Here is a 24,629-nt window from a genome sequence, read left to right as displayed (position 1 = left end):
AGGGCCTGCAGGTCGTCATCGACGGCCCGGTCGGCTGCGAGAATCTGCCGGTGACCTCGGTGCTGCACTACACCGACGCTTTGCCGCCCCATGAGCTGCCCATCGTCGTCACTGGTCTCGGCGAAGAGGAACTCGGCCAGCACGGCACGGAAGGCGCGATGAAGCGCGCCAATGCCGCGCTCGATCCGCATCTGCCGAGCGTGGTCGTCACCGGCTCGATCGCCGAGATGATCGGCGGCGGCGTGACGCCCGAGGGCACCAACATCCAGCGCTTCCTGCCGCGCACGATCGACGAGGACCAGTGGCAATGCGCCGACCGCGCGCTGTTCTGGCTCTGGGGCGAATACGGCGCCAAGCGTGGCATCGTGCCCAAGGCGAAGCCCCGCAAGGAGGGCGCGAAGCCCAAGGTCAACATCATCGGCCCGGCCTATGGCATGTTCAACATGCCCTCCGATCTCGCCGAGGTGCGCCGCCTGATCGAAGGCATCGGCGCGGAGGTCCACATGACCTTCCCGCTCGGCTCGCATCTGTCGCAGGTGCAGCGGCTGGCCGATGCCGAGGTCAATGTCTGCCTCTACCGCGAATATGGCCGCATGCTTTGCGAGGCGCTGGAGCGGCCCTATCTGCAGGCGCCGATCGGGCTGCATTCGACCACCGCCTTCCTGCGCTCGCTCGGCGAACTGCTCGGGCTCGACCCCGAGCCCTTCATCGAGCGCGAGAAGCACACGACGATCAAGCCGCTCTGGGATCTCTGGCGCTCGGTGACGCAGGATTTCTTCGGCACGGCCTCCTTCGCCATCGTCGCCAACGAGACCTATGCGCGCGGCATCCGCCACTTCCTCGAGACCGAGATGGGGCTGCCCTGCACCTTCTCGGCCTCGCGCTGCGCCGGCAAGAAATCCGACAACGACGCAGTGCGCGCCTCGCTCAGGGAGAAGCCGCCGCTGGTGCTGTTCGGCTCCTTCAACGAGCGCATGTACATGGCGGAAGCCGGCGGGCGCGGGATCTACATCCCCGCCTCATTCCCCGGCGCGGTGATCCGCCGGCACACCGGCACGCCCTTCATGGGCTATGCGGGCGCGACCTACCTGGTCCAGGAGGTCTGCAACGCGCTGTTCGACGCGCTCTTCCACATCCTGCCGCTGGGCACGCAGATGGACGCCGTCGAGGCCACGCCCGCGCGGCTGCATCGCGAACTGCCCTGGTCGGACGAGGCCAAGGCCCTGCTCGACGGGGTGCTCGACAAGCAGCCGGTGCTGGTGCGGATTTCCGCCGCCAAGCGCCTGCGCGACGCCGCCGAGGCGCGTGCCCGACGGGACGGCGCCGAGCGCGTCCAGCCCGACCATCTCGACAGCATCGCCAGCCGGGAAGGAGCTCTCGCGTGACGAGCCTCGCCCTGTCTCGACGCCGCGAGGGGCCTTCGGCTGCCTCGCCAACCAGAACAGCCTTCCAAGGGGAGACCATGACCATGACCATGCAGTTCACGGCGCGCCACTCGGAGCAGGACCATGTTCGCCGGGCGAAGTCCCTGGAATCCGACCGGCGGATGTGCCGGCGGCTGACAGCCCTGTCGATGCCCTTCTTCCTCGTCTCCACGCTGGTGCAGCGGGCGATCCGCCCCGCCACCGGGGGACACCGGCTTTCGATATTCGCGCAGGCTCGCGCCAACGCGAACGCCACCATTCCCTTCATGTTCATGGGCTGACGCCCCGAGCAGCGAAGGTCACGCGCTTTCGCCCGGTTTGGGCGGGAGGAACTGCCGGGGGTCGAAGCCCGACAGCCAGCCGCACGGCTTCGTGCGGTAACGGCCGCAAGGCCAAAGGAGAGAAGATCATGACAGAGAGAGACTCACTGTCAGGGTTGACCGAAGCGGAAGCCAAGGAATTCCACGGCTTCTTCATCACGAGCTTCATCGGCTTCACGGTCATCGCCGTGATCGCGCATTTCCTGGTTTGGTCGTGGCGGCCCTGGCTGCCCGGACCCAACGGATATGCGTCGCTGGAAGAAGGCGTGAAGACGGCCCTGACCACCGCCGTTTCGCTGATCTCATAACGAAGGAGCGGAACCATGTGGAAAATCTGGCTGCTGTTCGATCCGCGTCGCACGCTGATCGCGCTGTTCACCTTCCTGTTCGGGCTCGCCATCCTGATCCATTTCATCCTGCTCTCGACGAACAGGTTCAACTGGATCGAAGGCCCGCGGAAGGCTGCCGCCGTGCTGCAGATCGAGACTCCGACCTCGGATGTGACGATCTCGCGGATCGGCTGACGACACTGGCGGACGGGGGGCAGGGTTCGTCCCGGTCCCGTCCGCCGATCCGATCGGCTCGCGCCGATACCAAACCGTTCAGACGAGGCGCGGCCACGCATGCCGGCGCCCGCGGAGGGATGCGACGATGGCTTTGCTCAATTTCGAACGCAAATACCGCGTCAGGGGCGGCACGCTGATCGGGGGCGATCTCTTCGACTTCTGGGTCGGCCCCTTCTATGTCGGCTTCTTCGGCGTCGCGACGGTGTTCTTCGCGGCGCTGGGCACGGCGCTGGTGTTCTACGGTGCGGCGATCGGGCCGACCTGGAATCCCTGGCTGATCTCGATCAACCCGCCCCTGCCGGAATACGGCCTGCGCCTCGCGCCACTCAAGGAAGGCGGGCTCTGGCAGATCATCACCATCTGCGCGACCGGCTCCTTCGTGTCCTGGGCGCTGCGCGAGGTCGAGATCTGCCGCAAGCTCGGCATGGGCTATCACGTGCCCGTGGCCTTCGGCTTCGCCATTCTGGCCTATGTGACGCTGGTGATCTTCCGGCCGTTCCTGCTCGGCGCCTGGGGTTATGGCTTTCCGTACGGGATCTTCAGCCATCTCGAATGGGTGTCGAACGTCGGCTACCAGTATCTCCAGTTCCACTACAATCCGGCACATATGATCGCGGTGACGTTCTTCTTCACCAGTGCGCTGGCGCTCTCGCTCCATGGCGGCCTGATCCTCTCGGCGACCAATCCCAAGCGCGGCGAGCCGGTGAAGACGCCCGAGCACGAGAACACCTTCTTCCGCGACACGATCGGCTATTCGATCGGCACGCTCGGCATCCACCGGCTCGGCCTGTTCCTGGCGGTGTCGGCCTCCTTCTGGAGCGCGGTCTGCATCATCATCAGCGGCCCCTACTGGAGCGAGGGCTGGGCCGAGTGGTGGGACCTGTCGCGCCATTTCTCGATCTGGCGCTGACGCCGACCCCGCGACGCGCGGCGTCCCGCGCGCCGCCACCAATCTCATCCCGGTTCTCCAAGGATCAAGGCGATGGCAACGTACCAGAACATCTTCACCCGGGTTCAGATCCATGGCGCGCCGGATATGGGCGTCCCGATCCCGAGCCGGGGCACGCGCCGCGGCACGGCGACCCGGACGGTCAATCTCTTCGGGATGATCGGCGATGCCCAGCTCGGCCCGATCTATCTCGGCTGGACCGGCGTGACCTCGATCGTCTGCGGCATCATCGCCTTCGAGATCATCGGGCTGAACATGCTGGCCTCGGTGAACTGGGACCCGATCCGCTTCGTGCGCGAGCTGTTCTGGCTCCAGCTGGCGCCGCCGCTGCCGCAGCATGGGCTGACCATCCTGCCCCCGCTGAAGGAGGGCGGCTGGTGGCTGCTCGCCGGCTTCTTCCTGACGACCTCGATCCTGCTCTGGTGGGTGCGCACCTATAACCGGGCCCGGGCGCTCGGCATGGGCACGCATGTGGCCTGGGCCTTCGCCTCGGCGATCTGGCTCTACCTCGTGCTCGGCTTCATCCGGCCGCTGCTGATGGGCAGCTGGAGCGAGGCGGTGCCCTTCGGGATCTTCCCGCATCTGGACTGGACGCAGAATTTCTCGCTGCGCTACGGCAACCTCTTCTACAACCCCTTCCACGCGCTCTCGATCGCCTTCCTCTACGGCTCGGCGCTGCTTTTCGCGATGCATGGCGCGACGATCCTGGCGGTCTCTCGCTATGGCGGCGACCGCGAGATCGAGCAGATCGTCGACCGCGGCACGGCCTCGGAACGGGCCGCCCTGTTCTGGCGCTGGACGATGGGCTTCAACGCGACGATGGAATCGATCCATCGCTGGGCCTGGTGGTTCGCGGTGCTGTGCACGCTGACCGGCGGCATCGGGATCCTGCTCACCGGCACGGCCGTCGACAACTGGTACGAGTGGGCGATCAAGCACAAATTCGCCCCGAGCGACCCGACGATGTGGCCGGCCACGCCGGTGCCCCCGACGCGGCCCTGAGCAAGCGCACCATCCTCGACCGCGACCGAGCGGACGATCCCTGGGAGGCCGGCGACGGCCTCCCCTTTTTTGTGTGCCGTGCGCACGCCGGTCCGTCGGCCGGGCGCGCGGCGCAAAGCGGGCCACCGCTCCAATCGGCGTGGGAGCATCAACAAAAAAGGCCGGGCGCTGGGCCCGGCCTCGTCATCTCGGCGGAGAGGATGCGTCTCAGGCGGCGCGGCGCAGGCCGACCTGGCGCCAGATCGCTGTCAGCGCCCCGACCAGGGCCACGATATCGGCGTCGGAGTGGAGAGGCGAGGGCGTGATCCGCAGCCGCTCGGTGCCGCGCGGCACGGTCGGGTAGTTGATCGGCTGGACATAGATGTCGAAGCGCTCGAGCAGCTCGTCGCTGATGCGCTTGCACAGCACGGGATCGCCGACCATGACAGGGACGATGTGGCTGGGGTTGGGCAGATGGGGGATGCCGGCCGCATCGAGCCCGGCCCGCACCGCGGCGACGCGATCGCGCTGGCCGTCGCGCTCGACCTGGCTCGCCTTGAGGTGGCGTACCGAAGCCAGCGCACCGGCTGCCAGCGCCGGCGGCAGCGAGGTCGAGAAGATGAAGCCCGAGGCGAAGCTGCGGATGAAGTCGCAGGTGGCGGCGCTGCCGGTGATGTAGCCGCCCATGATGCCGAAGCCCTTGGCAAGCGTGCCCTCGATCACGTCCAGCCGATGGCTCAGCCCCTCGCGCTCGCTGACGCCGCCGCCGCGTGGGCCGTAGAGGCCGACCGCATGGACCTCGTCGATATAGGTCATGGCGCCGAACTCGTCGGCGAGATCGCAGAAGGCCTCGATCGGGGCGATGTCGCCATCCATCGAATAGACGGATTCGAAGGCGAGCAGCTTCGGCCGGCGCGGGTCGATCGCCTGCAGCTTGCGGCGCAGGTCGTCGGGATCGTTATGGGCGAAGACGACCTTGTCGGCCCGCGAATGGCGGATGCCCTCGATCATCGAGGCGTGGTTGAGGCCGTCGGTCAGGACCACGCAGTCGGGAATGCGCGCCGCGAAGGTCGAGAGCGAGGCCCAGTTCGACATGTAGCCGGAGTTGAACAGGAGCGCGGCTTCCTTGCCGTGGAGATCGGCGAGCTCCCGCTCGAGCAGGACATGATAATGGTTGGTGCCGCCGATGTTGCGGGTGCCGCCGGCGCCGGCGCCGCAGCCGTCGAGCGCGCCATGCATCGCGGCGAGTACGTCGGGATTCTGCCCCATGCCGAGATAGTCGTTCGAGCACCAGACCGTGACGTCGCGCGGGCCATCGGCGCCATGGAAGGTGGCGCGGGGAAACTGCCCGGCCTTGCGCTCCAGATCGGCGAAGACGCGGTAGCGGCCTTCCTTGTGGAGCCCGTCGATTTCCTTGCGGAAGAACATCTCGTAGTCCATCGGCGGCCTCCTGGGAGCGCGCTGTCGCGCTATGCGACGAGGGTTGGCGGGGGAACGGCGCGCGGTGTCGCGAGGCCGGTGGCGGAAGGGAGCGGCGCCGGGGACCGTACGGGCGCGGGATCGGCAGGGGCGGCCTCGTCACGCGAGCGCAGGCCCCAGGCCCAGAGCTCGGCGACCGGCAGCGGCAGCACCAGGAACCAGTGCTCGACGAGGCCGAGCACGGCGAAGGTCGCCAGCAGGACGAAGCCCGTGATCGCAAAGGGATCGTCGGCGCGCACGACGCTGTGCACCAGCCAGGCGCTGAGAAGCGTCGCGGCGGTCACCGAGAGCGGAAACAGCAGGTTCATCGGCCGCTGGCGGAAATAGCTCTTCAGATAGCCGAGATGCGCGGGCAGGAACTCGACCGTGGTGTTGGGCACGCCGAGATAGATATTGAGCTTGGTCGAGAGGCGCATGGCGAAGAGCAGCGCGAAGGTGGCGAGGCCGAACAGGTTCGCCCCGTCGGCGGTGAGGAGGGCGATGACCGCCAGCGAAGCCAGCAGCGCCAGCTCGTGATGCAGGATGGCGCGAGTCGCGGCCTTGAAGCGGGCGAAGCCGCGCAGGCCGGGCGCGCAGGGCTCCCGCGTCGGGCCGGCGACATAGCCGAGCAGGAAGGCAAGCTCGTTCCAGCCCCAGACCACGAGCGCGGAGAACACGGCGAGATAGGCGCCGGCGACGCTAGTGTCTCCGGCCGTGGCGGCCAGGCCCCAGAAGGCGGCGAGCAGAGCGAGCGTGGCGCCCGCCAGGCTCCAGCGGAAGGTCGCCCGGGGCAGACCGTCGAGATAGAGGATCGCGCCGGTGGAGAACCACCAGGCGATCAGTGTCGCGACGATCGGGAGCCCGTAGGTGACCAAGACGCCGCCTCCTCAATAGGCCGGCTGGAGCCGGCTGGTGCGGGGGATCTCGTTCTTGATCGTCGGCAGCAGATAGAGCTTGAGCAGGACGTAGCCGACCTGGGCCTGATAGGCGCGCATCCTGAGCTGCGCGGCGAGCCCGCCCTGCTCGGCGGCCTCTGCGATCTTGCCGGCGAGGATGCGGACCCGCTCGAGCCCGGCGCGGAACTTCGGATTGTCGGTGTCGAGGACGACCGGGAAGACCTGGCGCGAGATCTCCGAGGTGATGCGGTAGACCTCGAAATCATACTGCGTCGGATCGATGTCGAGCGCCTTGTGGAATTCCGGCCGGACATGGTCGCGCACATACATCGTCGCGTAGACGGCGAGTAGGAAGAAGCGCACCCAGAGCTTGTTGCCGCCTGTGAGCAGATGCGGGTTCGCCCGCATCAGCAGCGAGAAGGCCTCGCCATGGCGGAACTCGTCGTTGCACCACTCGCGGAACCATTTGAAGATCGGGTGGAAGCACTTGTCGGGGTTACGCTCGAGGTGCCGGTAGATGGTGATGTAGCGGGCATAACCGATCTTCTCGGAGAGATAGGTCGCGTAGAAGATGAACTTCGGTTTGAAGAAGGTGTATTTCTTGGCCTTGGTCAGGAAGCCGAGATCGACGCCGATGCTGAATTCCTTGAGCGCGTCGTTGATGAAGCCGGCATGGCGGGCCTCGTCGCGGCGCATCTATTTGAACAGCTCGCAGATGTCGGGGTTGGTGCCGCGCTTGCGCATCTCGGCATAGAGCACGCAGCCGGAAAACTCCGCCGTCAGCGACGAGACCAGGAAGTCGATGAACTCTTTGCGCAGGGGTTCGGGGATCTTCTCGAGCTCGAGCTTCCAGTCGGCGTTGCGGGTGAAGTGACCCTTGTTGGGGTCGCTCTTCATCTCGGCGATCAGCAGGTCCCATTCGGCGCGGACGGGCGTGACGTCAATCTTGTCGAGCTCTTCGAAATCGGTGGTGTAGAAGCGCGGCGTCAGCATGGTGTCCTGCTGGGCCATGCGGGTGGCTTCGTTGGGGGCCGCGCGCATGGCGCCGGCCGAAAGGGTTGCAGCGGTCATAGCTTGGTCCTTTCCGAGAAGCTGAATTCGAGCAGCTCCATGAATTCGGCGCGGCCGGTGATCCTGGTCCAGAGCTGCTCGAGCCAGCCGGCGCGCTTGACGGTCGCGACGCGGCGGAAGGTCTGGACCTCGCCATAGGGAACCTTGATCGGCTCGCCATGGACGATGACCTCGTCGCCGGGGCGGATCTTGATGTCGCCGTCGAGCGTCACATGGGCGTGCAGACTCTCGAAGGTGTGGGACACCTCGATGGTGCAGCCGACATCGAACTGTTTCGGCTCGGCCATGGTTCTGTCCGTCAGAGTGAAGTCGGTCATGAGCGGTTCTCCCGAGAAGCCAGGAAGCGCGCGAAGGTGGCGGCGTTGCCGGTGCCGAAGGCGTCGAGCTCGATGCGGGCGCCTGTCGCGGGATCGCTCAGGCTGAGGCGGCCATTCTCGCGGCGCTCCAGAAGAAAGGGCAGGTCCCGCGGCAGGCCGGCCTGTTTGCGCTGGCGCGCCAGGCTGCGCATCGTGCCGCGGATGAAGCCGTCGGCCCCGACGGCGATCGTCTCGAGCACCCGGCCGGAACCGTCGCGAACCAGGACGGAGCCGTCCTCCCGGTCCTCGAAGCGCAGATCGGCTCGGGCGACGGTCGGGCTGTCGGGAATGCCGGTGGCGCCGATGCCGGTCTGCCGGGCGAGGCCGGCGATGGCGATCGTCGCCACCACCAGCAGGGCCATGCCGACCAGCGCCCAGCGCGGTGGCGACAGGCTGGCGGATGTTGGCGGGGGAAGGGCGGTGTCGCTCATCGTCCCGGCCTCCTCAACCCGCCGCCGCCATGCCCTGCGGCAGGCGCTGGTCGTTCGCGGCGCCCGCAGCCGGCAGGCGTGCGGGGACGACGGCGCCGGCGTGGACCGAAAGGGCGCGGGCCAGGATGTCCGCGGCGCGCTTCGCCTCGGGCAGTTCCCGCAGCATCGGCTCCGGCCGCGCCAGGCGCCAGGGCCGCGCATGCGGCCACATCACGATGTAGGAGACCCGCTGCCCCGGGACGAGGGCGACCGGAATGTCGCCCGCGCCGCTGCGACGCAGCTTGAGGCCGGCCCCGGCTATGAGCGTGAAAGGCAGGTTGATCGTCATCGGCAGGGCGATGCCGAAGCGCATCACCAGCCGCCGGCTGGTGATGGTGTAGACGGTGCCGCGGGCGGCGAGCCAGGCGAGCGTCCCCAGCACGCCGCAGGCGGCGCTGCCGGCCAGCGCGATCCAGGTCATCGGCAGCAGCGTGGCGGCGAGCGGCGTGCCCTGGATCAGCGCCAGGACCGGCTGGGCGGCAACGAGGGCGGCGAAGTAGAAGGCGACCTCGCGCAGATGGAAGGCGCGCCAGGCGAGGCCGCGCCAGTCGGGCCCACCCTGCCAGAGGATGGTCTCGCCCTCCGGAGGGCAAGCGGGCAGGCCGGGAATCGGCTCGAAGGCGAAATCGTCGTGGCTCATAGCAGCGGCTCCGCGCGGTGGGGCGTCGCGTAGAGGGTGCCGGCGCCGTAATAGGCGCAGATCTTCTCCTCCTCGAGCCTCGTGACGGAATCGGGCTTGCGGATCGCGGGCACGTCGGCGAACTGGCTCGCGAGCAGCGCCTCGACCTTGATGCGGCCGACGCCCGGTTTCACCCCACGCTTGATGTCGGAGAAGGTGTTGGGCAGCAGCACGGTGCCGCCGCCGGGCAGGGCGACCTCGAAATAGCGGATCAGGGCCTCCGAGCGGTCGACCCAGAGATCGACCACCTTGCCGGCGACCTTCATGTCGGCGCCGATGACGTCGTAGCCGCGCGGGTCCTCATAGGCCGAGCAGGCGTAGCCGGTGGCGACCCGCACGGGCAGGATCTTGATGTGGTTGTCGTAGGTCATCTCCGGCGCGTCGGCCCGTTCGGCCCAGGAACCGGGACCGATCGAATCCAGCATGGGGTTGGTGCCGGTCGGCGCCAGCGGCGCGCCGGGGAACTTCGCGGTCGGCCGTGCGGCGAGGACCCGTCCGTCGGGCCGGCCGGTCGGCGCCTGCACCGAGGTGCCGTTGGAGAGACGGAAGGTCTTGGGAGCCGGATAGAAGATCAGGCTCGGCGACAGGAACTTACCGGGATGGGTGTCGGATTCGAGGGGGTAGCCTTCGCGCCGGTCCTCGCGGCGCAGATAGACCACGAGCCCGGCAAAGAAGATCCAGAACAGCCAGATCGTGACCTGGGCGACGTCGATATATCCCATGATCTCACGCATCAGAGAGCCCTCCTTGCAGGGTCTTCGGTCGGGTCGCGGTCACCCTGGAAACTCCGCCAGGCCGAAACGGGTCGAGGAAACGGGTCGCGCGACGGCGGCGCTGCGCACCAGCGGGCCGATGGCAACCAGCGTGGCGAAGAGCAGCGCGACCTCGATGTGGTAGACGGCATTGTAGGCGGCGGCCGGGTCCGAGAAGCCGGGGCCGAGCGTGCCGCTGGCCGCGAGCGCGCCGAAGCCGTCCCGGATGGCGCCGCCCAGCGCGATGGCGAGCCCGGCCGCAGTGGCCTGCACGGCGCCCCAGATGCCGACCGCCAACCCGTTCTGCGGGCCGTCGTCGAGATCCATCGCGATCGTCAGCGTGCTGACCGCGAAGAGCCCGCCGCCGAAGCCGATCAGCACCGTGCCGAAGCGGAACAGGCCGGGCGCCTCGATCGCGCCCGCGAAGATCACGCTGGGAAAAGCGACGAGGCCGCAGACCAGCCCGAGCGCGGCGATCCGGTGCGGATCGAAGCCCGCATTCAGGGCGCGCGCCGCCAGCGCGAAGGCGGCGAGCGCGCCGATGGCGAGCAGCGCGGTCAGGACCGTGGTGCCGCTGACACTGAGCTTCAGCACCTGCGCGCCATAGGGCTCGAGGATGATGTCCTGCATGTTGAACGCGGCCGTGCCGAGCGCCACGGTGACGAGGAAGCGCGTCGCTCCCGGCCGGGCGACGAAGCGGCGCAGCGTTACCGCGAAGGGTGGCCGCTCGCGATCGGCCCGGGTCAGAGAGGGGTTGCGGACCTCCTGCTTCCAGAGCGCGACGACGTTCAGCACCATGGTGACGACGGCGGCGCCCTGTACCACCTGGATCAGGCGCAGGGGCGTGAAATCGGCGAGCAGCCAGGCGAAGACCAGTCCGCTCGCGACCATGCCCAGCAGCAGCGTCACGTAGAGGAGGGCGACGACGCGGGCGCGTGTCGCCGGCGTGGCGAGGTCGGTAGCCAGCGCGAGGCCCGCCGTCTGCGTGGTGTGGAGCCCGGCCCCGACGAGCAGGAAGGCGAGCGCGGCGCCGATCTGGCCGTAGAGCACCGGGCCGACGCCATCTCCGGAAAGAACCAGCAGCGCGAAGGGCATGATCGCGAGCCCGCCGAACTGCAGCAGCGAGCCGAACCAGATATAGGGCACACGGCGCCAGCCCAGCACCGAGCGGTGCATGTCGGAACGGTGGCCGATGAGCGCGCGCAAAGGTGCGAAGAGGAAGGGCAGGCAGACCATCGCCGCCACCAGCGTCGCCGGCACGTTGAGTTCGACGATCATGACCCGGTTGAGGGTGCCGACCATCAGGACGGTCGCCATCCCCACCGACACCTGGAAGAGCGAGAGGCGCAGGATCCGGCCGAGGGGAAGCTCCGGCGAGGCCGCATCGGCAAAGGGCAGCCAGCGCGGACCGATCCGCGTCAGACCCTTCACGAATGCGGCCGAGACCGGGTTCATCGGGCGACGAGCTCCAGGGCCTGGGATTTGTAGAAGGCGCTCGACACGCGCTCGCTGCGGCCGATGCGCCAGGGCGAGAGGCTGCGTTCGCCGGCGATGGCCGAGGCGAGCCTGCGGGTGCTGACCGGCTCGATCGCAGGTGCGCGGTCCGCCCGTGGGAACGCAAGGCCGGCCCAGTGCATCAGCGTCAGCGCGGGCGTGCGCGGCGCATGGGTGACGAGCATGGAGCCGCTGGTCCGCTCGGCCAGCCGCGCGAGCGCGCCGACAATGTCTTCGGCCTTGTAGTGGATCAGCGAGTCCATCGCGACGATATGGTCGAAGCGACCAAGCGCCGGGTCGAGCATGTCGCCGGTGCGGAAATTGATCGAGCCGCCGCAGAGCTTGCGCGGGCTGCGATCCTGCGCCAGCGCGACCAGCGTCGGCGACAGGTCGATGGCGGTGACATGGGCGCCGCGCAGGGCGCATTCGACGGCCAGCGCGCCGGTGCCGCAGCCGGCGTCGAGGATGCGGGCGCCGCGGATGTCCTGGGGCAACCAGGCCAGGAGCTTGTTGCGCATGGCGTCGCGGCCGGCGCGCACCGTGGCGCGGATGCCGCTGACGGGGGCGTCCGTGGTCAGCCGCGCCCAGGCATCGACCGCGGTGCGGTCGAAATAGGTCTGCAGTTCGCTGCGACGCTGGAGGTAATTGGCGTCCGCCATCACTCGTACCCCAGGAAATCGAAGATCTCGCGATCCTTCATCGGCCGGGCTTCGAGCGCCGGGCCGCCGGCCCACATCTGCTCGGCGAGATTCATGTATTCGCGCTGGACGGCGAGGACCTCGGGCGCATCGCCCATCTCGAACAGCGTCGCCTTCTTCAGCCGCGAGCGGCGGATGGCGTCGAGATCGGGGAAATGGGCGAGGCGCTTCAGCCCGGTGGCGGCGTTGAAGCGGTCGATCTCGTCGGTGCCCGCCGAGCGGTTGGCGATGACGCCGCCGACGCGGACCTCGTAGTTCTTCGACTTCGCCTTGATGGCGGCGACGATGCGGTTCATCGCGAAGATCGAGTCGAAATCATTGGCGGTGACGATGACGGCCCGCTCGGCATGCTGGAGGGGCGCCGCGAACCCGCCGCAGACGACGTCGCCGAGCACGTCGAAGATCACCACATCGGTGTCCTCGAGCAGGTGGTGCTCCTTGAGCAGCTTCACCGTCTGCCCGACGACATAGCCGCCGCAGCCGGTGCCGGCCGGCGGCCCGCCGGCCTCGATGCACATCACGCCGTTATAGCCCTCGAAGCAGAAATCCTCGACGCGCAGCTCTTCGGAATGGAAGTTTACCGTCTCGAGCACATCGATGACGGTCGGCATCAGCTTCTTGGTCAAAGTGAAGGTAGAATCATGCTTGGGGTCGCAGCCGATCTGGAGCACGCGCTTGCCCATCCGCGAAAAGGCGACCGAGAGGTTCGACGAGGTCGTCGACTTGCCGATGCCGCCCTTGCCGTAGACGGCGAAGACCTTGGCGCTCTCGCAGCCCATCAGTTGGTCCATCTGGACCTGGACCGAGCCTTCGCCGTCCTCGCCGGGAGGCGGGGGCGTCTTGCTGCGATAGTCGGCCTTGAGGCCGGGGTGCTGGAACAGGACGGTCATAGCGAGGCCTCGCTGCCACATTCGGCGCGCCGGTCGCGTCGGCGCCGGCTGCCGGCTCGTCGAGGCGTCGGGCCGGCTGCGTCGCTCTCCGCGCGGCTGTCGCCAGCAGAGTCGCAGCCGTCGCCCATCAGGGCGCGGCGGCGGTCGAGCATGACCATCGCCAGCATGGTGGGGACGAAATCAGCGGCCGAAATGGGCTTTGGCATCGTAGAGTGTCTCCACCGTGATCGGGCTGATCCCGCGCTCGCCTGCGAATTTCTCGGTGTTCCGCCGAGCCTTGCCGCGCACGAAGAACGGGATCTTCTTCAGTTCGAGTTCGGCATCGGGCGCCCAGCTGAGGACGATCGGCCTGTCTGTGCTCTCGCTGTCATTCCGGGGCGGCCCGTCAGGGGCGAACCCGGAGGCCACGACGGGGTTCTTCGCTTCGCGAAGCCCCGGAATGACAGGCTTGGCGCCGTGGCCGAGATGCGAGGAACCGGCGCCGTCGTTGAACTCGAAATCGTCGCGGAACATGCCGAGCAGATGTTCCTCCAGACCCATCATCAGCGGATGGACCCAGGCGTCGAAGATGACGTTGGCGCCCTCGAAGCCCATCTGCGGCGAGTAGCGCGCCGGGAAATCCTGGACATGGACCGGGGCCGAGATCACCGCGCAGGGGATGCCGAGGCGCTTGGCGATGTGGCGTTCCATCTGGGTGCCGAGGACGAGTTCGGGCTGCAGCTCGGCGCAGGCCGCCTCGACCTCAAGATAGTCGTCGGTGATCATGGCCTCGAGCCCGAGCCGGGCGGCGGCCTCGCGGACGTCGCGGGCGCGCTCGCGGGAATAGGTGCCGAGGCCCACGACCTTGAAGCCGAGCTCGTCGCTGGCGATGCGGGCCGCCGCGATGGCATGCGTGGCGTCTCCGAAGACGAAGACGCGCTTGGCGGTCAGATAGGTCGAATCGACCGAGCGCGAATACCAGGGCAGGCGCGAGGTCTCGTCGGCCAGGACCTCCGTGGCGTCGACGCCGGCGAGGCGGGTGACCTCGGTGATGAAGTCGCGGGTGGCGCCGACGCCGATCGGCACGGTGGCGATGGTCGGCTGGCCGAAGGCGCGCTTGAGCCATTGCGCGGCGAGCCCCGCGATCTCGGGATAGAGCACGATGTTGAAATCGGCCTGGCCGAGCCGGGCGATGTCGGCGGCGCCGGCCTGCCAGGGTGCGACGACGTTGACGGCGACCCCGAGCCGCGCCAGCAGATCCTTGACGGCGCGGACATCGTCGCGGTGGCGGAAGCCGAGTGCGGTGGCGCCGAGGATGTTGCAGCGAGCGGGTTCGCCGGGCGCGCGGGCGGGGCGGGCGGTGCCCGGCGCCGGCATATGCGGGCCCGCCAGGCTGCGCACGAGCTGGTAGAAGGTCTCCGCCGCGCCCCAGTTCTCCTTGCGCTGATAGGAGGGCAGCTCGAGCGGAATCACCGGGATCGGCAGGCCCAGCGCTCGCGCGAGCCCGGCCGGATCGTCCTGGATCAGCTCGCCGGTGCAGGAGGCGCCGACCAGCATGGCGGACGGCCTGAAGCGCTCATAGGCGTCGAGAGCGGCGCGCTGGAACAGATCGGCGGTGTCGCCGCCGAGATCGCGTGCCTGGAAGGTGGTGTAGGTCACGGGCGGGCGCTGGCCGCGCCGCTCGATCATGGTGAAGAGCAGGTCGGCATAGGTGTCGCCCTGGGGCGCGTGCAGCACGTAATGCACGTCGGTCATCGCGGTGGCGATCCGCATCGCGCCGACATGCGGGGGGCCTTCATAGGTCCAGACGGTGAGCTGCATTGCTACACCTCCAGCGCCGCACGCCGGTTCAGCGGCCGCGCGAACAGCTCGGCGAGATCGCCGGCCTGTTCGAAGCCCTGGATCGGGGTGAAGACGAGCTCGATCGCCCATTTCGTCGTCAGGCCCCGCGCCTCCAGCGGGTTGGCGAGGCCGAGCCCGCAGACGGTGATGTCGGGCGCCGCCGCCAGGCAGCGGTCGAGCTGACGGTCGACGTCCTGGCCCTCGCTGAGCTGGACGCCAGCCGGCAGCAAAGCGAGGTCCGCCGCGAGGTGCTCCTTGTGGAGGTAGGGCGTGCCGACCTCGACCAGTTCCATCTCGAGTTCGCGAGACAGGAAGCGCGCGATCGGAATCTCGAGCTGGCTGTCGGGGAAGAAGAAGATCCGCCGGCCGCGCAACGCCCGGCGCGAGTGCTGCAGCGCCTTGTCGGCGCGCTCGCGCGGGGCGGCGATGGCGGCCTCGAAAACGGTGTCGGCGACGCCGAAGGCGTCGGCGGCGGCGCGCAGCCAGGCGGTGGTGCCTTCGGCGCCGAGCGGGAAGGGGGCGGCGAGCCGCGTCGCGCCGCGGTTTTCCAGCGTGCGGGCCGTCTCGCCGAGGAAGGGCTGGACCAGCAGATAGCGGGTGTTGGGACCGATGGCCGGCATCTCGGCGGCGCGACGGGCCGGCAGGAAGGCGAGGCGGGTGATGCGCATCGCGGCAAAGAGCCGGCGGAACTGGTCCTCGACCGCATCGGCCAGCACGCCGACGATCAGGAGGGAGGCCTCCGCGCCGGCGGGCGCGGCCGGCAGGGTCGGGACGAGCGCGGTCAGGCAGGCGTCCTCGCCCTGGGTGAAGGTCGTCTCGATGCCGCTGCCGGAGTAGGAGAGCACCCTGACCTGCGGCGCGAAGCGCTGGCCGAGCCGCAGCGCCGCGCGCGACAGGTCGAGCTTGATGACCTCGGAGGGGCAGGAGCCGACCAGGAACAGCATCCGGATCTCGGGACGCCGGGAGAGCAGGCGCTCGACGACGGCGTCGAGCTCGGCATTGGCGTCGGCCAGCCCGGCGAGATCCTTCTCCTCGATGATCGCCGTGGCGAAGCGCGGCTCGGCGAAGATCATGACGCCGGCGGCCGACTGCATCAGATGCGCGCAGGTGCGCGAGCCGACGATCAGGAAGAAGGCGTCCTGGATCTTGCGGTGCAGCCACATGATCCCGGTCAGGCCGCAGAAGACCTCGCGCTGGCCGCGCTCGCGCAGGATCGGCGGGGCGTCGCAGCCCGAGGCGGGGACCGGTGTGGCGAGGAGCGGCGCGTTCATGACGCGAGCTCCAGCCGGTCGTCGAGCGCGCCAGGGGCGGCCGCCGCCTGGAGGCGGGCCGCGCGCAGCTTGAGCAGGAACTGGGCGGCGTTGACGACATAGGTGGCGTAGGCGGCCAGCGCGATCAGCATTTGCTCGGTTGGCGTCAGCCAGCCTGTGACGATGGCGACGAGATAGGCCGTGTGCAGCGCGATGACGATGAAGCTGACCGCGTCCTCCCAGAAGAAGGCGGGCGCGAAGAGATAGACACCGAAGACGTCGCGCTCCCACAGGGCGCCCGTCACCATGATGGTGTAAAGCACGAGCGTCTTGAGGATGATCGACAGGTTCGCCGCGTCATAGCCCGCGCCGGTGGCGAGATAGCGCAGCACGAGCGCCAGGCTGACCAGGAAGACGAGGAACTGCAGGGGGGCGAGGATGCCCTGGACCAGTGTCCAGGACGATGCGTTGCGGCGCATCCGCTGCTCGGGCGTGTAGAGCGGTGTGGCGCTGTGCTTCCTGCCCCGAACTGGCATCGGACGTCTCCGGTCCGCTGCGCCGCTGGCGGATCGCCGCGGCGTCGATGGCTGGGAGATTGGCGCCTGCTTCTGCGAGTGTCAACTCATCATGACACTTTATCGCATGTCGATGTCATTTCTATTGGACACGGGCGAGCGAGGCGCGCTAGGGTGCAATCGCCGCTTCGTGAGTGGCTCGATGCGCTCAGGCGCCGTAGTCTCGCCCTCGCGGTGCGGGACATCGATCAGCTTGGTTTTGCTGGTCCCTTTGTTGTTTTTGCAGCTGAATTCTCGCGCGTATTCATTGGATCGATAGTAATTTCACGATTGCGGAGCGGCGGAGGTCGTGCTTCACTCTTTGACATAGGTCAAAGGAACTGCCTTCCAGACCGTCGGCTGCGGTGCGGCCACTACGTAACAGGACCATCAGAGTTCCTGGCTGGATCGGACGGTTGCCTGAGGGAGGTGACCTCATGCCTGACTTGGGGCGCGGATTACTGGCTGCGCGAAAGCCATATGCCGAAGACACGATCGGGCTGCCCGATCTTCCCGGTGCCAATTGGTGCCCTCTCGATGCGGTCGGGCAGCAGCCGGGGCTACGCTCCGACCTCGCCCGCACGATCGAGACGGAGATCATCCCGCGGCTGATGCTCGCGCATCGCGGGCCGGGCGTGGTACGGCCGACCGAGGTGGCCGAGGGGCCGGTCACGATCTCGGATGCCGATGTCGCGGCATTCGCCGACATGATCGTGCACCAGCCGCTGAGCGCGGCGCGCGCGCATCTCGACGGGCTCCGTGACCGAGGCCTCTCCGCGGAGGCCGTGATCACGAGCGTTCTCTCGGCGACGGCGCGCCATCTCGGCCTGCTCTGGGAGCAGGACCGCTGCACCTTCGTCGACGTTACCGTGGGGCTGTCGCGGCTGCAGCAATTGTTGCGGGTCTATGGGCCGGCCTTCGAGGTCAGTCCCGCTCCGGTCGTGGAGCGTGGGCGAATCCTGCTGGCGGTCGTGCCCGGTGAGCAGCACACCTTCGGGCTCGCGGTGGTGGAGGAGTTCTTCCGAAGGGCCGGCTGGCATGTGCAGTCCGAGTTCCTGCCGTCGAAACCGATCCTGATCGAGCATGTCCGGACCGAATGGTTCGACCTGGTGGGATTGTCCGCCAGCGGCGAAGTTTCCGCCGCCGGCGTGGCCTCGGTGGTCAAGGCGGTGCGTGCGGCCTCGCTGAACACTTCCGTCCGGGTCATGCTGGGCGGGAACCTGTTCGTCATGGATCCGGGGCTGGCGTTATCGCTGGGCGCCGATCTCGGGGCGCGCGACGCAGCGGAAGCCGTCAGTCGTGTCGATTGGATGCTCGAGACGAAAAAGAGTTCTTGTTGAAGATCGGGTACGCCTTTATCTGCTCAAGGCCGTTCGACCGCCCCTCATAGGCAGGAACCGGGTACTCGTCGTGATGAACGTCTTCGCTCCCCAGGCTCCTACACTCGGCTTCAAGGGTCAGTCGGGATGGCTCGGACGGCTCGCGCCCCATGTGGCGGGGAGCCTGATCACGGCGGCTTGCGACCTCGCCCTCGTGTTGGACCGCGACGGCGTCATCCTCGACGTCTCCCTCGGGACGGAGGAACTGCGGCGCGAAGGGCATCGCAACTGGATCGGCCGCAACTGGATCGATGTCGTCTCCGTCGAGAGCCGGCCGAAGGTCGTGGACCTGCTCGAGAATGCCGGACGCGAGACCTCCATCCAGTTCCGCGAACTGAACCATCCGACGGAGGGCGGCGCCGACGTCCCCGTCCGCTATTCAGCGATGCAGGTCGGCGCCGACGGCACCATCGTCGCGCTCGGGCGCGACCTGCGTAACCTCGCCCACCTCCAGCAGCAGCTGGTCGAGGCGCAACAGGCGATGGAGCGCGAATATGCGCGGCTCCGGATGGCGGAAACCCGCTATCGCATGCTATTTCACCTCACGTCGGAGCCGGTGGTGATCGTCGAGGCCGCCAATTATCGTGTGGTCGAGGCCAATCCCGCGGCGCAGAGCCAGCTCGAACTGCCAGGCGACAAGCTGACCAACACCTCGATTCTGGCGGGGCTTGTGCCTGAAAGCGGCGAAGCCCTGCAAGGGATGCTGCGGGCCGTGCAGGCGACCGGACGGGCAGACGAGACGGAGATCGCGCTCGCCTCCGGTGCGAAGCGCTTCCGGGCCATGGCGTCGTCTTTTCGGCAGGACAACGCGGCCTATCTGCTGATCCGGCTGACGCCGCTCACCGCCGACAGCACGGCGAGTGCGGCCGCGGAAAGCCGCATCCTGGGTGTGCTGGAGCAGTTGCCCGACGGGTTCGTCGTGATCAGCCCGGAGCTGAAGGTGCTGGAAGCGAACCGGGCCTTCCTCGACCTAGCCCAGCTCTCGAGCAAGCATCAGGCGCTCGGCGAGCCGCTCGACCGCTGGCTCGGCCGACCCGGGATCGACCTGCAACTCCTGATGGTGACGCTGAAGGAACACGGTGTCGTTCGCAACTTCAACACGATCATGCGCGGCCAGTTCGGGACGGTCGAGGAGGTCGAGCTCTCGGCCGTTCCGGCGCTGAGCGGCAGCACACCGTCCTATGGCTTCGTCATCCGCAGCCTCGGCGTTCGCAATGCGCTGGCCGGGCAGCGCGGCGGTCTGCTGCCTCGCTCCGCCGAGGACCTGACGGAGTTGGTCGGGCGCGTGTCGTTGCGCGATCTGGTCCGAGAGACCACCGACGTGATCGAGAAGCTCTGCATTGAGGCGGCGCTGGAGCTGAGCAAGGACAACCGGGCCTCCGCCGCCAACATGCTCGGCCTCAGCCGGCAGAGCTTCTACGCCAAGCTGCGCCGTCACGGCCTCGGTGACCTCGATGACGACGGCAGTGAGCTGAACTGACCAGCCTGACCGTCTGTCCAAAATAACTGACACATTTTGATATCTCATCTGTCAGTTTTAATTGACGCATGACGAGGCTGCGCCTAGCCTCCCGTCATGACGCGCGTTGATCGATCCTCTCCGGTTTCACTGCGGGGCAGCCGCCTTCATTCGGCCTGCCGGGCCGGCGGAGAGAGGCGATGACGACGCCGCTGGGCTGGCTCGGCATCATGCGTCTGGGGCTGGTCCAGACCGCGATCGGCGCGATCGTCGTGCTGACGACATCGACCATCAACCGGGTCATGGTGGTGGAACTGGCGCTTCCCGCCATCCTGCCCGGCTTGCTCGTCGCGCTGCATTACGCGGTGCAGATCCTGCGGCCGCGCTGGGGCCATGGCTCCGATGTCGGCGGACGGCTGACCCCCTGGATCACCGGCGGCATGGCAGTGCTGGCGCTCGGCGGCTTCGGCGCCGCGGCGGCGACGGCGCTGATGGAAACGGCCTTCTGGCCCGGCGTCCTGCTCGCGGCGGCTTCCTTCGCCGCCATCGGCATGGGCGTCGGCGCGAGCGGGACCTGCCTGCTGATCCTGCTTTCGCGTCGAGTCGCCGATGCGAGGCGTCCGGCGGCGGCGACCGTGGTCTGGGTGATGATGATCATGGGTTTCATCGTCACGACGGGGCTCGTCGGCCATGTGCTCGACCCGTTCTCGACGGGCCGACTCGTGGCCGTGTCCGGCGTCGTCAGCGCGCTGGCGCTGGCCATCACGGTGCTCGCCGTGCGCGGCGTCGAGGGCGAGGGTGCGGCGGCGAGGCCGGACCGGGCCCTGCGCGTCGACACAAGCTTCCGCACGGCGCTGCGCGAGGTCTGGGACGAGCCGCAGGCCCGGCTCTTCGCCATCTTCATCTTCGTCTCGATGATCGCCTACAGCGCGCAGGATCTCATCCTCGAGCCCTTCGCGGGGACGGTCTTCGGCTTCACGCCGGGAGAGAGCACGCGGCTTGCCGGGGTCCAGAACGGCGGCGTTCTTGCCGGCATGGTGCTGGTCGCGGTGGTGACGACGCTGGGCGGCTCGCGCGCGGGTTCCCTGCGCCTCTGGGCGGTCGGCGGCTGCCTTGCCTCGGCGCTGGCGCTGACCGGCCTGGCGCTCTCCGCCTTCGCGGGACCGGGTTTCCCGCTGCGTACGACGGTCTTCGCGCTCGGCCTCGCCAACGGCGCCTATGCGGTCGCGGCGATCGGCTCGATGATGCGTCTGGTCGGCCAGGGCAAGCCCGAGCGGCAGGGCGTCCGCATGGGGCTGTGGGGCGCGGCGCAGGGCGTCGCCTTCGGGCTCGGAGGCTTGTGCGGCGCGGCTGCGACCGACCTTGCGCGGCACCTCGCGGCCACACCGGCTGCGGCCTATGCCGCCGTCTTCGCCGCCGAGGCGCTGCTCTTCGTGGTGGCGGCGGGGCTCGCGCTGGCCGTGGCGCGGCAGGCATCGGAGCGCGATCGCCGCGCGCGGAACGACACCGACGGACTCCTCCTTCCCAACCCAGGGTGACCGCGATGAACCAGGCCCTGCCGCCTCTGCGTGATGATCCCGAGATGACCTATGACGTCGCCGTCGTCGGCGGCGGTCCGGCGGGTGCGACCGCGGCCCATGATCTGGCTTGCGCGGGGCACAGCGTCGTCCTGATCGACCGGGCCGGGCGGATCAAGCCGTGCGGCGGCGCGATCCCGCCGCGCGCGATCCGCGACTTCGCAATTCCCCCGTCGCAGATCGTCGCGCGCATCGCCTGTGCCCGCATGGTCGCGCCATCGCAGACCAGCGTCGATATGCCGATCGAGGACGGCTATGTCGGCATGGTCGATCGCGAGCCCTTCGACGAGTGGCTGCGCGAACGGGCAGCCGAGTCAGGTGCGCGGCGCGTCACGGCAACCTTCGAACGCTTCGAGCGCGATCCCGACGGGACGGCGCGGCTGCATCTGCGGCCGCGGGAGGGCGAGGAGCCGGTCAGCCTGCGGGCGCGGATGGTGATCGGCGCGGACGGTGCCAATTCCCCCCTTGCCCGCGCCGCGATGCCCGGCAGCAAGCGGCCGCCCTTCGTCTTCGCCTATCACGAGATCGTGCGCGTGCCGCCCCAGGCCGGCGCCGGCTATGACGCGAAGCGCTGTGACGTCGTCTATCAGGGTCGCATTTCGCCGGATTTCTACGGCTGGATCTTCCCCCATGGCGAGACGGCGAGCATCGGAACCGGCAGCGCCCATAAGGGCTTTTCGCTGAAGGACGCCGTCGGCGTGCTGCGCCGCGAAGCGGGCCTCGCAGGCGCCGAGACGATCCGGCGCGAGGGTGCGCCGATCCCGATGAAGCCGCTGCGGAAATGGGACAATGGCCGCGACGTGCTGCTGGCCGGGGATGCGGCCGGCGTCGTCGCGCCCGCCTCGGGCGAAGGCATCTACTACGCCATGCTGGGCGGGCGGCTGGCGGGCGAGGCCGTGCAGCTCGCGCTCAAGACCGGCGATGCGCGCGCGCTCGCCACGGCCCGCAAGCGCTTCCTGGCGGAGCACGGGCGGGTGTTCCGCATCCTCGGCCTGCTGCAATGGATCTGGTACCGCAGCGACCGGCGCCGCGAGCAGTTCGTCAAGCTCTGCCGCAATCCCGACGTCCAGAAGCTGACCTGGGAATCCTACATGAACAAGCAGCTCGTGCGCGGCAAGTTCATGGCCCATATCCGCGTGTTCTTCAACGATCTCAGCCATCTCCTGGGTATGGCGCGATGATGGACGGCTTCCCGCTCGCCAGCGTCGTGGACCTGGCGCTGGCGGTGATCGCGGTGGAGCTGGTGGCGATCGCGCTCGCCCGGCGGCGGGGCGGGAGTCTGGCGCTGCTGCCGACCATCCTGTCGGGGCTCGGCCTGCTGCTCGCCTTGCGCTCGGCCCTCGCCGGAGCCGATCCGCGGCTGACCCTGGCGGCGCTGAGCTTTGGCGGCCTAGCCCATGCGGCTGATCTCGTAATCAGGCTGCGGGCCGGCTCCGCGACCGGCTGAGGCCGGCCGCGCCAAGGCTGTACCCGCAGTTCAGATCTGCTCGTCCTGGTCGGCGAGGTCGCCGAGGCCGTGGCGGCGCAGCTTGGCATAGAAGCTCTGGCGGCTGAGGCCGAGCATCTGTGCGGAGGCGGCTCGGTTGTTGCGGCTCAAATCCAGCGCCGATTCGATGCAGAGCCGCTCGATGACGTCGCTCGTCTCGCGCACGATGTCCTTCAGCGGCACGTTGCCGACCAGTTGCGCCAGCTGCTCCACCGAGCGGGGCAAAGCGGCGCCGCGCTGCTGCGGCATGGCGGCCTGCGCGCCCTTGCTGCGGATGATGAGCCCGACCGAGCCGGATTCGCCGGCCCAGGCCGTGACCGCCGACAGCTCGACCGCCTCGACGCCGCCGAAGGCGCCGCGCACGATGGTGGGAAAGTTGCGGATGACGCCGTGGTCGGTGAGCGTGCCCTGAATCAGCGGCAGGTCGATGCCGGGCCGCCCCAGCCAGCGGTCGAGCGGCTCGCCGATCGCCTGGTGGCGCGAGGCCAACTGGGCCAGTTCGAGAAAAGCCCGGTTGGCGTGCAGGACGATGCGCTCGGGGCTCATGATGACGCAACCGTCGGGGGTTTGCTCGACCATCCCATGGACATGGCGCAGCGACGCGTCCGCGCCGAGCGCGACTGCATCGATCTCCGGCCGGCGCAGGCGCACCAGCAGATGCAGGGCAGCTTCCTGGCGGAAGGCGATGGCGCGAATCGCCGTCTTATGCGCGGTGCCGGGCCGCGACACCTCGACCTCCCCCGCCACACCGGAATGGCGCGCCGAGGCGAGCATGGTCTCCAGCGCATCGCTGCTCATCGGTGAGAACAGCGAGGGGAGCGTGATCCGGCCGAGGCGATCCGGCTGCAGGTCGAGTTCTGCGAGCGCAGCGGGATTGGCCTCGATCAGCCGCAGGGTCGCGGCATCGGCGACCAGGATCGGCTCGGGGGAGGAGTGGAAGATGATTCGGTAGCGCGTCTCAGCGAGCCGCAGCCGGGCATATTCGCGCTCCATCGCCTGCTGGGCGTCCAGGAGCCGGTTCTGAAGCGCGGCGACGCGGAAGAGGTCACGTCCGATCAGACAGTGCAGGCCGCTGCCGCCATCGGTTACGCGGTGGTAGCGAAACGACCGCTGCGTGCCGTCGGGGCCCGGATGGTTGATCTCGCTGGCTGTCGTCGCGAGGGCCGAGTCGTCGCCGGTCAGCCCGACCGCCTTGGCCCGGCTGTCGGGCGAGACCACGTCGGGGAAGGCGCGGCCGATCCAGGTCTCTCCATCCCCGATCGCGGCGACGATGACACCGGCGCCATCGAGCAGCAACGCGATGTCTGCCGCCGAGGCGATGACGTCGCGCAAGAAGGGCGACAGGCCACCGGGCCAGGGCGTGGCCTGTGGCGTGGCGGTCTGGTCCCGGGGCGGAGCAGAAGACATGGCGACGAAGGCCCGTTCCGTGTTGACGGCCTGCATGTATGTGAGCTGCATCGGAACCGGACGAGACCGGAACCGTCGTCATCTGCGATGCCCTGGTGCGGAGCGGTGCAGGAAGCCTGCGAGCTACCCACCGGGCCGCCAGTGGCGCCCGGCAAGGTCGGCATGATCCTGACGCTCCATCCGGGACAGATATGAGAACCGGAACCACGCGGTCCGGATCGGATGGCCTGATCGTGACGGATGCCGGCGCGCGCCTTCCACGCGGCGTCGGAAACCACGTCCGCACGTCTGGTCCGTTTCCAGAACGGTAGCGCACGGCGTCACTATGTAAAGTAAAATATACAGCCAAGCGATTTTATAGCGTCAATCAAACTTGACATATCACTTCGGTGGAGCGAGCCTTGAGGGGCCACGAGCGCAACCGCCACCCGGTTGACGGCGTCGGCAGGAGGCGTCGCCCATGACGTTTCACGCAGAACTGGCCCAGCCCGCATCGCGGCACGGGGCGCATGCGAAGCCCTCTCCTTCCCGCCCGGCCGCCGCAGCGCGATCGGCCCCGGACCGGGAGCCGCTCTACGACGCGCTCCATGCCTGTCCGACCCGCCGGCTGCTGGGCTGGCGCATGGTGGCGGTGCCATCTGAAGCGCGCGACGGCGACGCGACCGAGGTCCTGCCGACGAAGGGGTGGTGAC

General features: G+C 68.5%; 25 protein-coding genes and 1 pseudogene. 12 read left to right on the top strand and 14 right to left on the bottom strand.

Features of this window, described 5'->3' with window-relative positions:
- The 6 genes from bchZ to pufM all read left to right on the top strand — a co-directional run.
- Positions 1-1,385 (top strand): chlorophyllide a reductase subunit Z (gene bchZ / locus Q8M82_RS03145; RefSeq protein WP_305689922.1); only part of this gene is annotated, 1,385 nt, incomplete at its 5' end.
- The gene (locus tag Q8M82_RS03140) at positions 1,382-1,705 is read left to right on the top strand and encodes a hypothetical protein (protein WP_305689921.1); all 324 of its coding nucleotides are present in this window, start codon (positions 1,382-1,384) and stop codon (positions 1,703-1,705) included. The genes bchZ and Q8M82_RS03140, both read left to right, overlap by 4 nt.
- A gap of 128 nt (positions 1,706-1,833) precedes the next feature.
- The gene (gene pufB / locus Q8M82_RS03135) at positions 1,834-2,052 is read left to right on the top strand and encodes a light-harvesting antenna LH1, beta subunit (protein ID WP_305689920.1); all 219 of its coding nucleotides are present in this window, start codon (positions 1,834-1,836) and stop codon (positions 2,050-2,052) included.
- Positions 2,053-2,067: 15 nt separating this feature from the next.
- A complete protein-coding gene (pufA, locus tag Q8M82_RS03130; protein ID WP_305689919.1) occupies positions 2,068-2,268 on the top strand; it encodes a light-harvesting antenna LH1, alpha subunit in 201 nt (66 codons plus the stop codon).
- A gap of 127 nt (positions 2,269-2,395) precedes the next feature.
- On the top strand, positions 2,396-3,220 hold the full coding sequence (pufL, locus tag Q8M82_RS03125; RefSeq protein WP_305689918.1) for a photosynthetic reaction center subunit L: 825 nt from the start codon (positions 2,396-2,398) through the stop codon (positions 3,218-3,220).
- 72 nt (positions 3,221-3,292) lie between these two features.
- The gene (gene pufM / locus Q8M82_RS03120; protein ID WP_305689917.1) at positions 3,293-4,261 is read left to right on the top strand and encodes a photosynthetic reaction center subunit M; all 969 of its coding nucleotides are present in this window, start codon (positions 3,293-3,295) and stop codon (positions 4,259-4,261) included.
- A 207-nt stretch (positions 4,262-4,468) separates the two neighbouring features.
- Here the strand turns inward: pufM and hemA are convergent, their stop codons facing one another.
- From hemA to bchF, 13 genes and pseudogenes are all read right to left on the bottom strand, one after another.
- Entirely contained in the window at positions 4,469-5,680 is a 1,212-nt protein-coding gene (gene hemA, locus Q8M82_RS03115; RefSeq protein WP_305689916.1) for a 5-aminolevulinate synthase, read from the bottom strand.
- 29 nt (positions 5,681-5,709) lie between these two features.
- On the bottom strand, positions 5,710-6,573 hold the full coding sequence (gene puhE, locus Q8M82_RS03110; RefSeq protein WP_305689915.1) for a putative photosynthetic complex assembly protein PuhE: 864 nt from the start codon (positions 6,571-6,573) through the stop codon (positions 5,710-5,712).
- Between the two features lie 12 nt (positions 6,574-6,585).
- Positions 6,586-7,635 (bottom strand): annotated as a pseudogene (acsF, locus tag Q8M82_RS03105) (magnesium-protoporphyrin IX monomethyl ester (oxidative) cyclase).
- 26 nt (positions 7,636-7,661) lie between these two features.
- Positions 7,662-7,982 (bottom strand): hypothetical protein, encoded by a 321-nt coding sequence (locus Q8M82_RS03100; RefSeq protein ID WP_305689914.1) that lies wholly within the window; start codon positions 7,980-7,982, stop codon positions 7,662-7,664.
- Positions 7,979-8,452 carry a photosynthetic complex assembly protein PuhC gene (puhC, locus tag Q8M82_RS03095; RefSeq protein ID WP_305689913.1) on the bottom strand — a complete coding sequence of 158 codons (474 nt, stop codon included), beginning with the start codon at positions 8,450-8,452 and terminating at the stop codon, positions 7,979-7,981. Before puhC ends, Q8M82_RS03100 begins: the two co-directional genes overlap by 4 nt.
- Positions 8,453-8,465: 13 nt before the next feature.
- Positions 8,466-9,131, bottom strand: coding sequence for a photosynthetic complex putative assembly protein PuhB (gene puhB, locus Q8M82_RS03090; protein WP_305689912.1), 666 nt, complete (start codon positions 9,129-9,131; stop codon positions 8,466-8,468).
- Complete coding sequence (gene puhA / locus Q8M82_RS03085) at positions 9,128-9,904, bottom strand: photosynthetic reaction center subunit H (RefSeq protein ID WP_371126216.1); 777 nt, start codon at positions 9,902-9,904, stop codon at positions 9,128-9,130. The genes puhB and puhA overlap by 4 nt, the downstream gene beginning before the upstream one ends.
- A 39-nt stretch (positions 9,905-9,943) precedes the next feature.
- A complete protein-coding gene (locus Q8M82_RS03080) occupies positions 9,944-11,377 on the bottom strand; it encodes a BCD family MFS transporter (protein ID WP_305689911.1) in 1,434 nt (477 codons plus the stop codon).
- Positions 11,374-12,075, bottom strand: coding sequence for a magnesium protoporphyrin IX methyltransferase (gene bchM, locus Q8M82_RS03075; RefSeq protein ID WP_305689910.1), 702 nt, complete (start codon positions 12,073-12,075; stop codon positions 11,374-11,376). Before bchM ends, Q8M82_RS03080 begins: the two co-directional genes overlap by 4 nt.
- Positions 12,075-12,905 (bottom strand): ferredoxin:protochlorophyllide reductase (ATP-dependent) iron-sulfur ATP-binding protein, encoded by an 831-nt coding sequence (gene bchL, locus Q8M82_RS03070; RefSeq protein WP_305689925.1) that lies wholly within the window; start codon positions 12,903-12,905, stop codon positions 12,075-12,077. Before bchL ends, bchM begins: the two co-directional genes overlap by 1 nt.
- Before the next feature lie 279 nt (positions 12,906-13,184).
- Positions 13,185-14,756 (bottom strand): ferredoxin:protochlorophyllide reductase (ATP-dependent) subunit B, encoded by a 1,572-nt coding sequence (bchB, locus tag Q8M82_RS03065; RefSeq protein WP_371126217.1) that lies wholly within the window; start codon positions 14,754-14,756, stop codon positions 13,185-13,187.
- A 50-nt stretch (positions 14,757-14,806) separates the two neighbouring features.
- Positions 14,807-16,096, bottom strand: a complete 1,290-nt coding sequence (locus Q8M82_RS03060; protein WP_305689908.1) for a ferredoxin:protochlorophyllide reductase (ATP-dependent) subunit N — start codon at positions 16,094-16,096, stop codon at positions 14,807-14,809.
- Entirely contained in the window at positions 16,093-16,611 is a 519-nt protein-coding gene (bchF, locus tag Q8M82_RS03055) for a 2-vinyl bacteriochlorophyllide hydratase (RefSeq protein ID WP_305689907.1), read from the bottom strand. Before bchF ends, Q8M82_RS03060 begins: the two co-directional genes overlap by 4 nt.
- Positions 16,612-17,240: 629 nt before the next feature.
- On the opposite strand from bchF, the gene Q8M82_RS03050 reads away from it, so the two are divergent.
- From Q8M82_RS03050 to Q8M82_RS03030, 5 genes are all read left to right on the top strand, one after another.
- Positions 17,241-17,969 (top strand): cobalamin B12-binding domain-containing protein, encoded by a 729-nt coding sequence (locus tag Q8M82_RS03050; RefSeq protein WP_305689906.1) that lies wholly within the window; start codon positions 17,241-17,243, stop codon positions 17,967-17,969.
- A 73-nt stretch (positions 17,970-18,042) separates the two neighbouring features.
- Positions 18,043-19,488, top strand: a complete 1,446-nt coding sequence (ppsR, locus tag Q8M82_RS03045; RefSeq protein ID WP_305689905.1) for a transcriptional regulator PpsR — start codon at positions 18,043-18,045, stop codon at positions 19,486-19,488.
- A 179-nt stretch (positions 19,489-19,667) separates the two neighbouring features.
- A complete protein-coding gene (locus tag Q8M82_RS03040) occupies positions 19,668-21,005 on the top strand; it encodes a BCD family MFS transporter (RefSeq protein ID WP_305689904.1) in 1,338 nt (445 codons plus the stop codon).
- A gap of 5 nt (positions 21,006-21,010) precedes the next feature.
- A complete protein-coding gene (locus Q8M82_RS03035) occupies positions 21,011-22,225 on the top strand; it encodes a geranylgeranyl diphosphate reductase (protein ID WP_305689903.1) in 1,215 nt (404 codons plus the stop codon).
- Positions 22,222-22,491, top strand: coding sequence for a hypothetical protein (locus tag Q8M82_RS03030; RefSeq protein ID WP_305689902.1), 270 nt, complete (start codon positions 22,222-22,224; stop codon positions 22,489-22,491). Before Q8M82_RS03035 ends, Q8M82_RS03030 begins: the two co-directional genes overlap by 4 nt.
- A gap of 30 nt (positions 22,492-22,521) precedes the next feature.
- Here the strand turns inward: Q8M82_RS03030 and ppsR (Q8M82_RS03025) are convergent, their stop codons facing one another.
- Entirely contained in the window at positions 22,522-23,988 is a 1,467-nt protein-coding gene (gene ppsR / locus Q8M82_RS03025; protein ID WP_305689901.1) for a transcriptional regulator PpsR, read from the bottom strand.
- A gap of 409 nt (positions 23,989-24,397) precedes the next feature.
- On the opposite strand from ppsR (Q8M82_RS03025), the gene Q8M82_RS03020 reads away from it, so the two are divergent.
- Entirely contained in the window at positions 24,398-24,628 is a 231-nt protein-coding gene (locus Q8M82_RS03020) for a hypothetical protein (RefSeq protein ID WP_305689900.1), read from the top strand.
- Position 24,629 lies beyond the last annotated feature (1 nt).

Source organism: Allobosea sp. (genome assembly GCF_030694325.1).
Taxonomy (GTDB): Bacteria; Pseudomonadota; Alphaproteobacteria; order Rhizobiales; family Beijerinckiaceae; genus Allobosea.
Note: the sequence above shows the minus strand (reverse complement) of the source record. Positions and strands in the feature narration are given on the sequence as shown.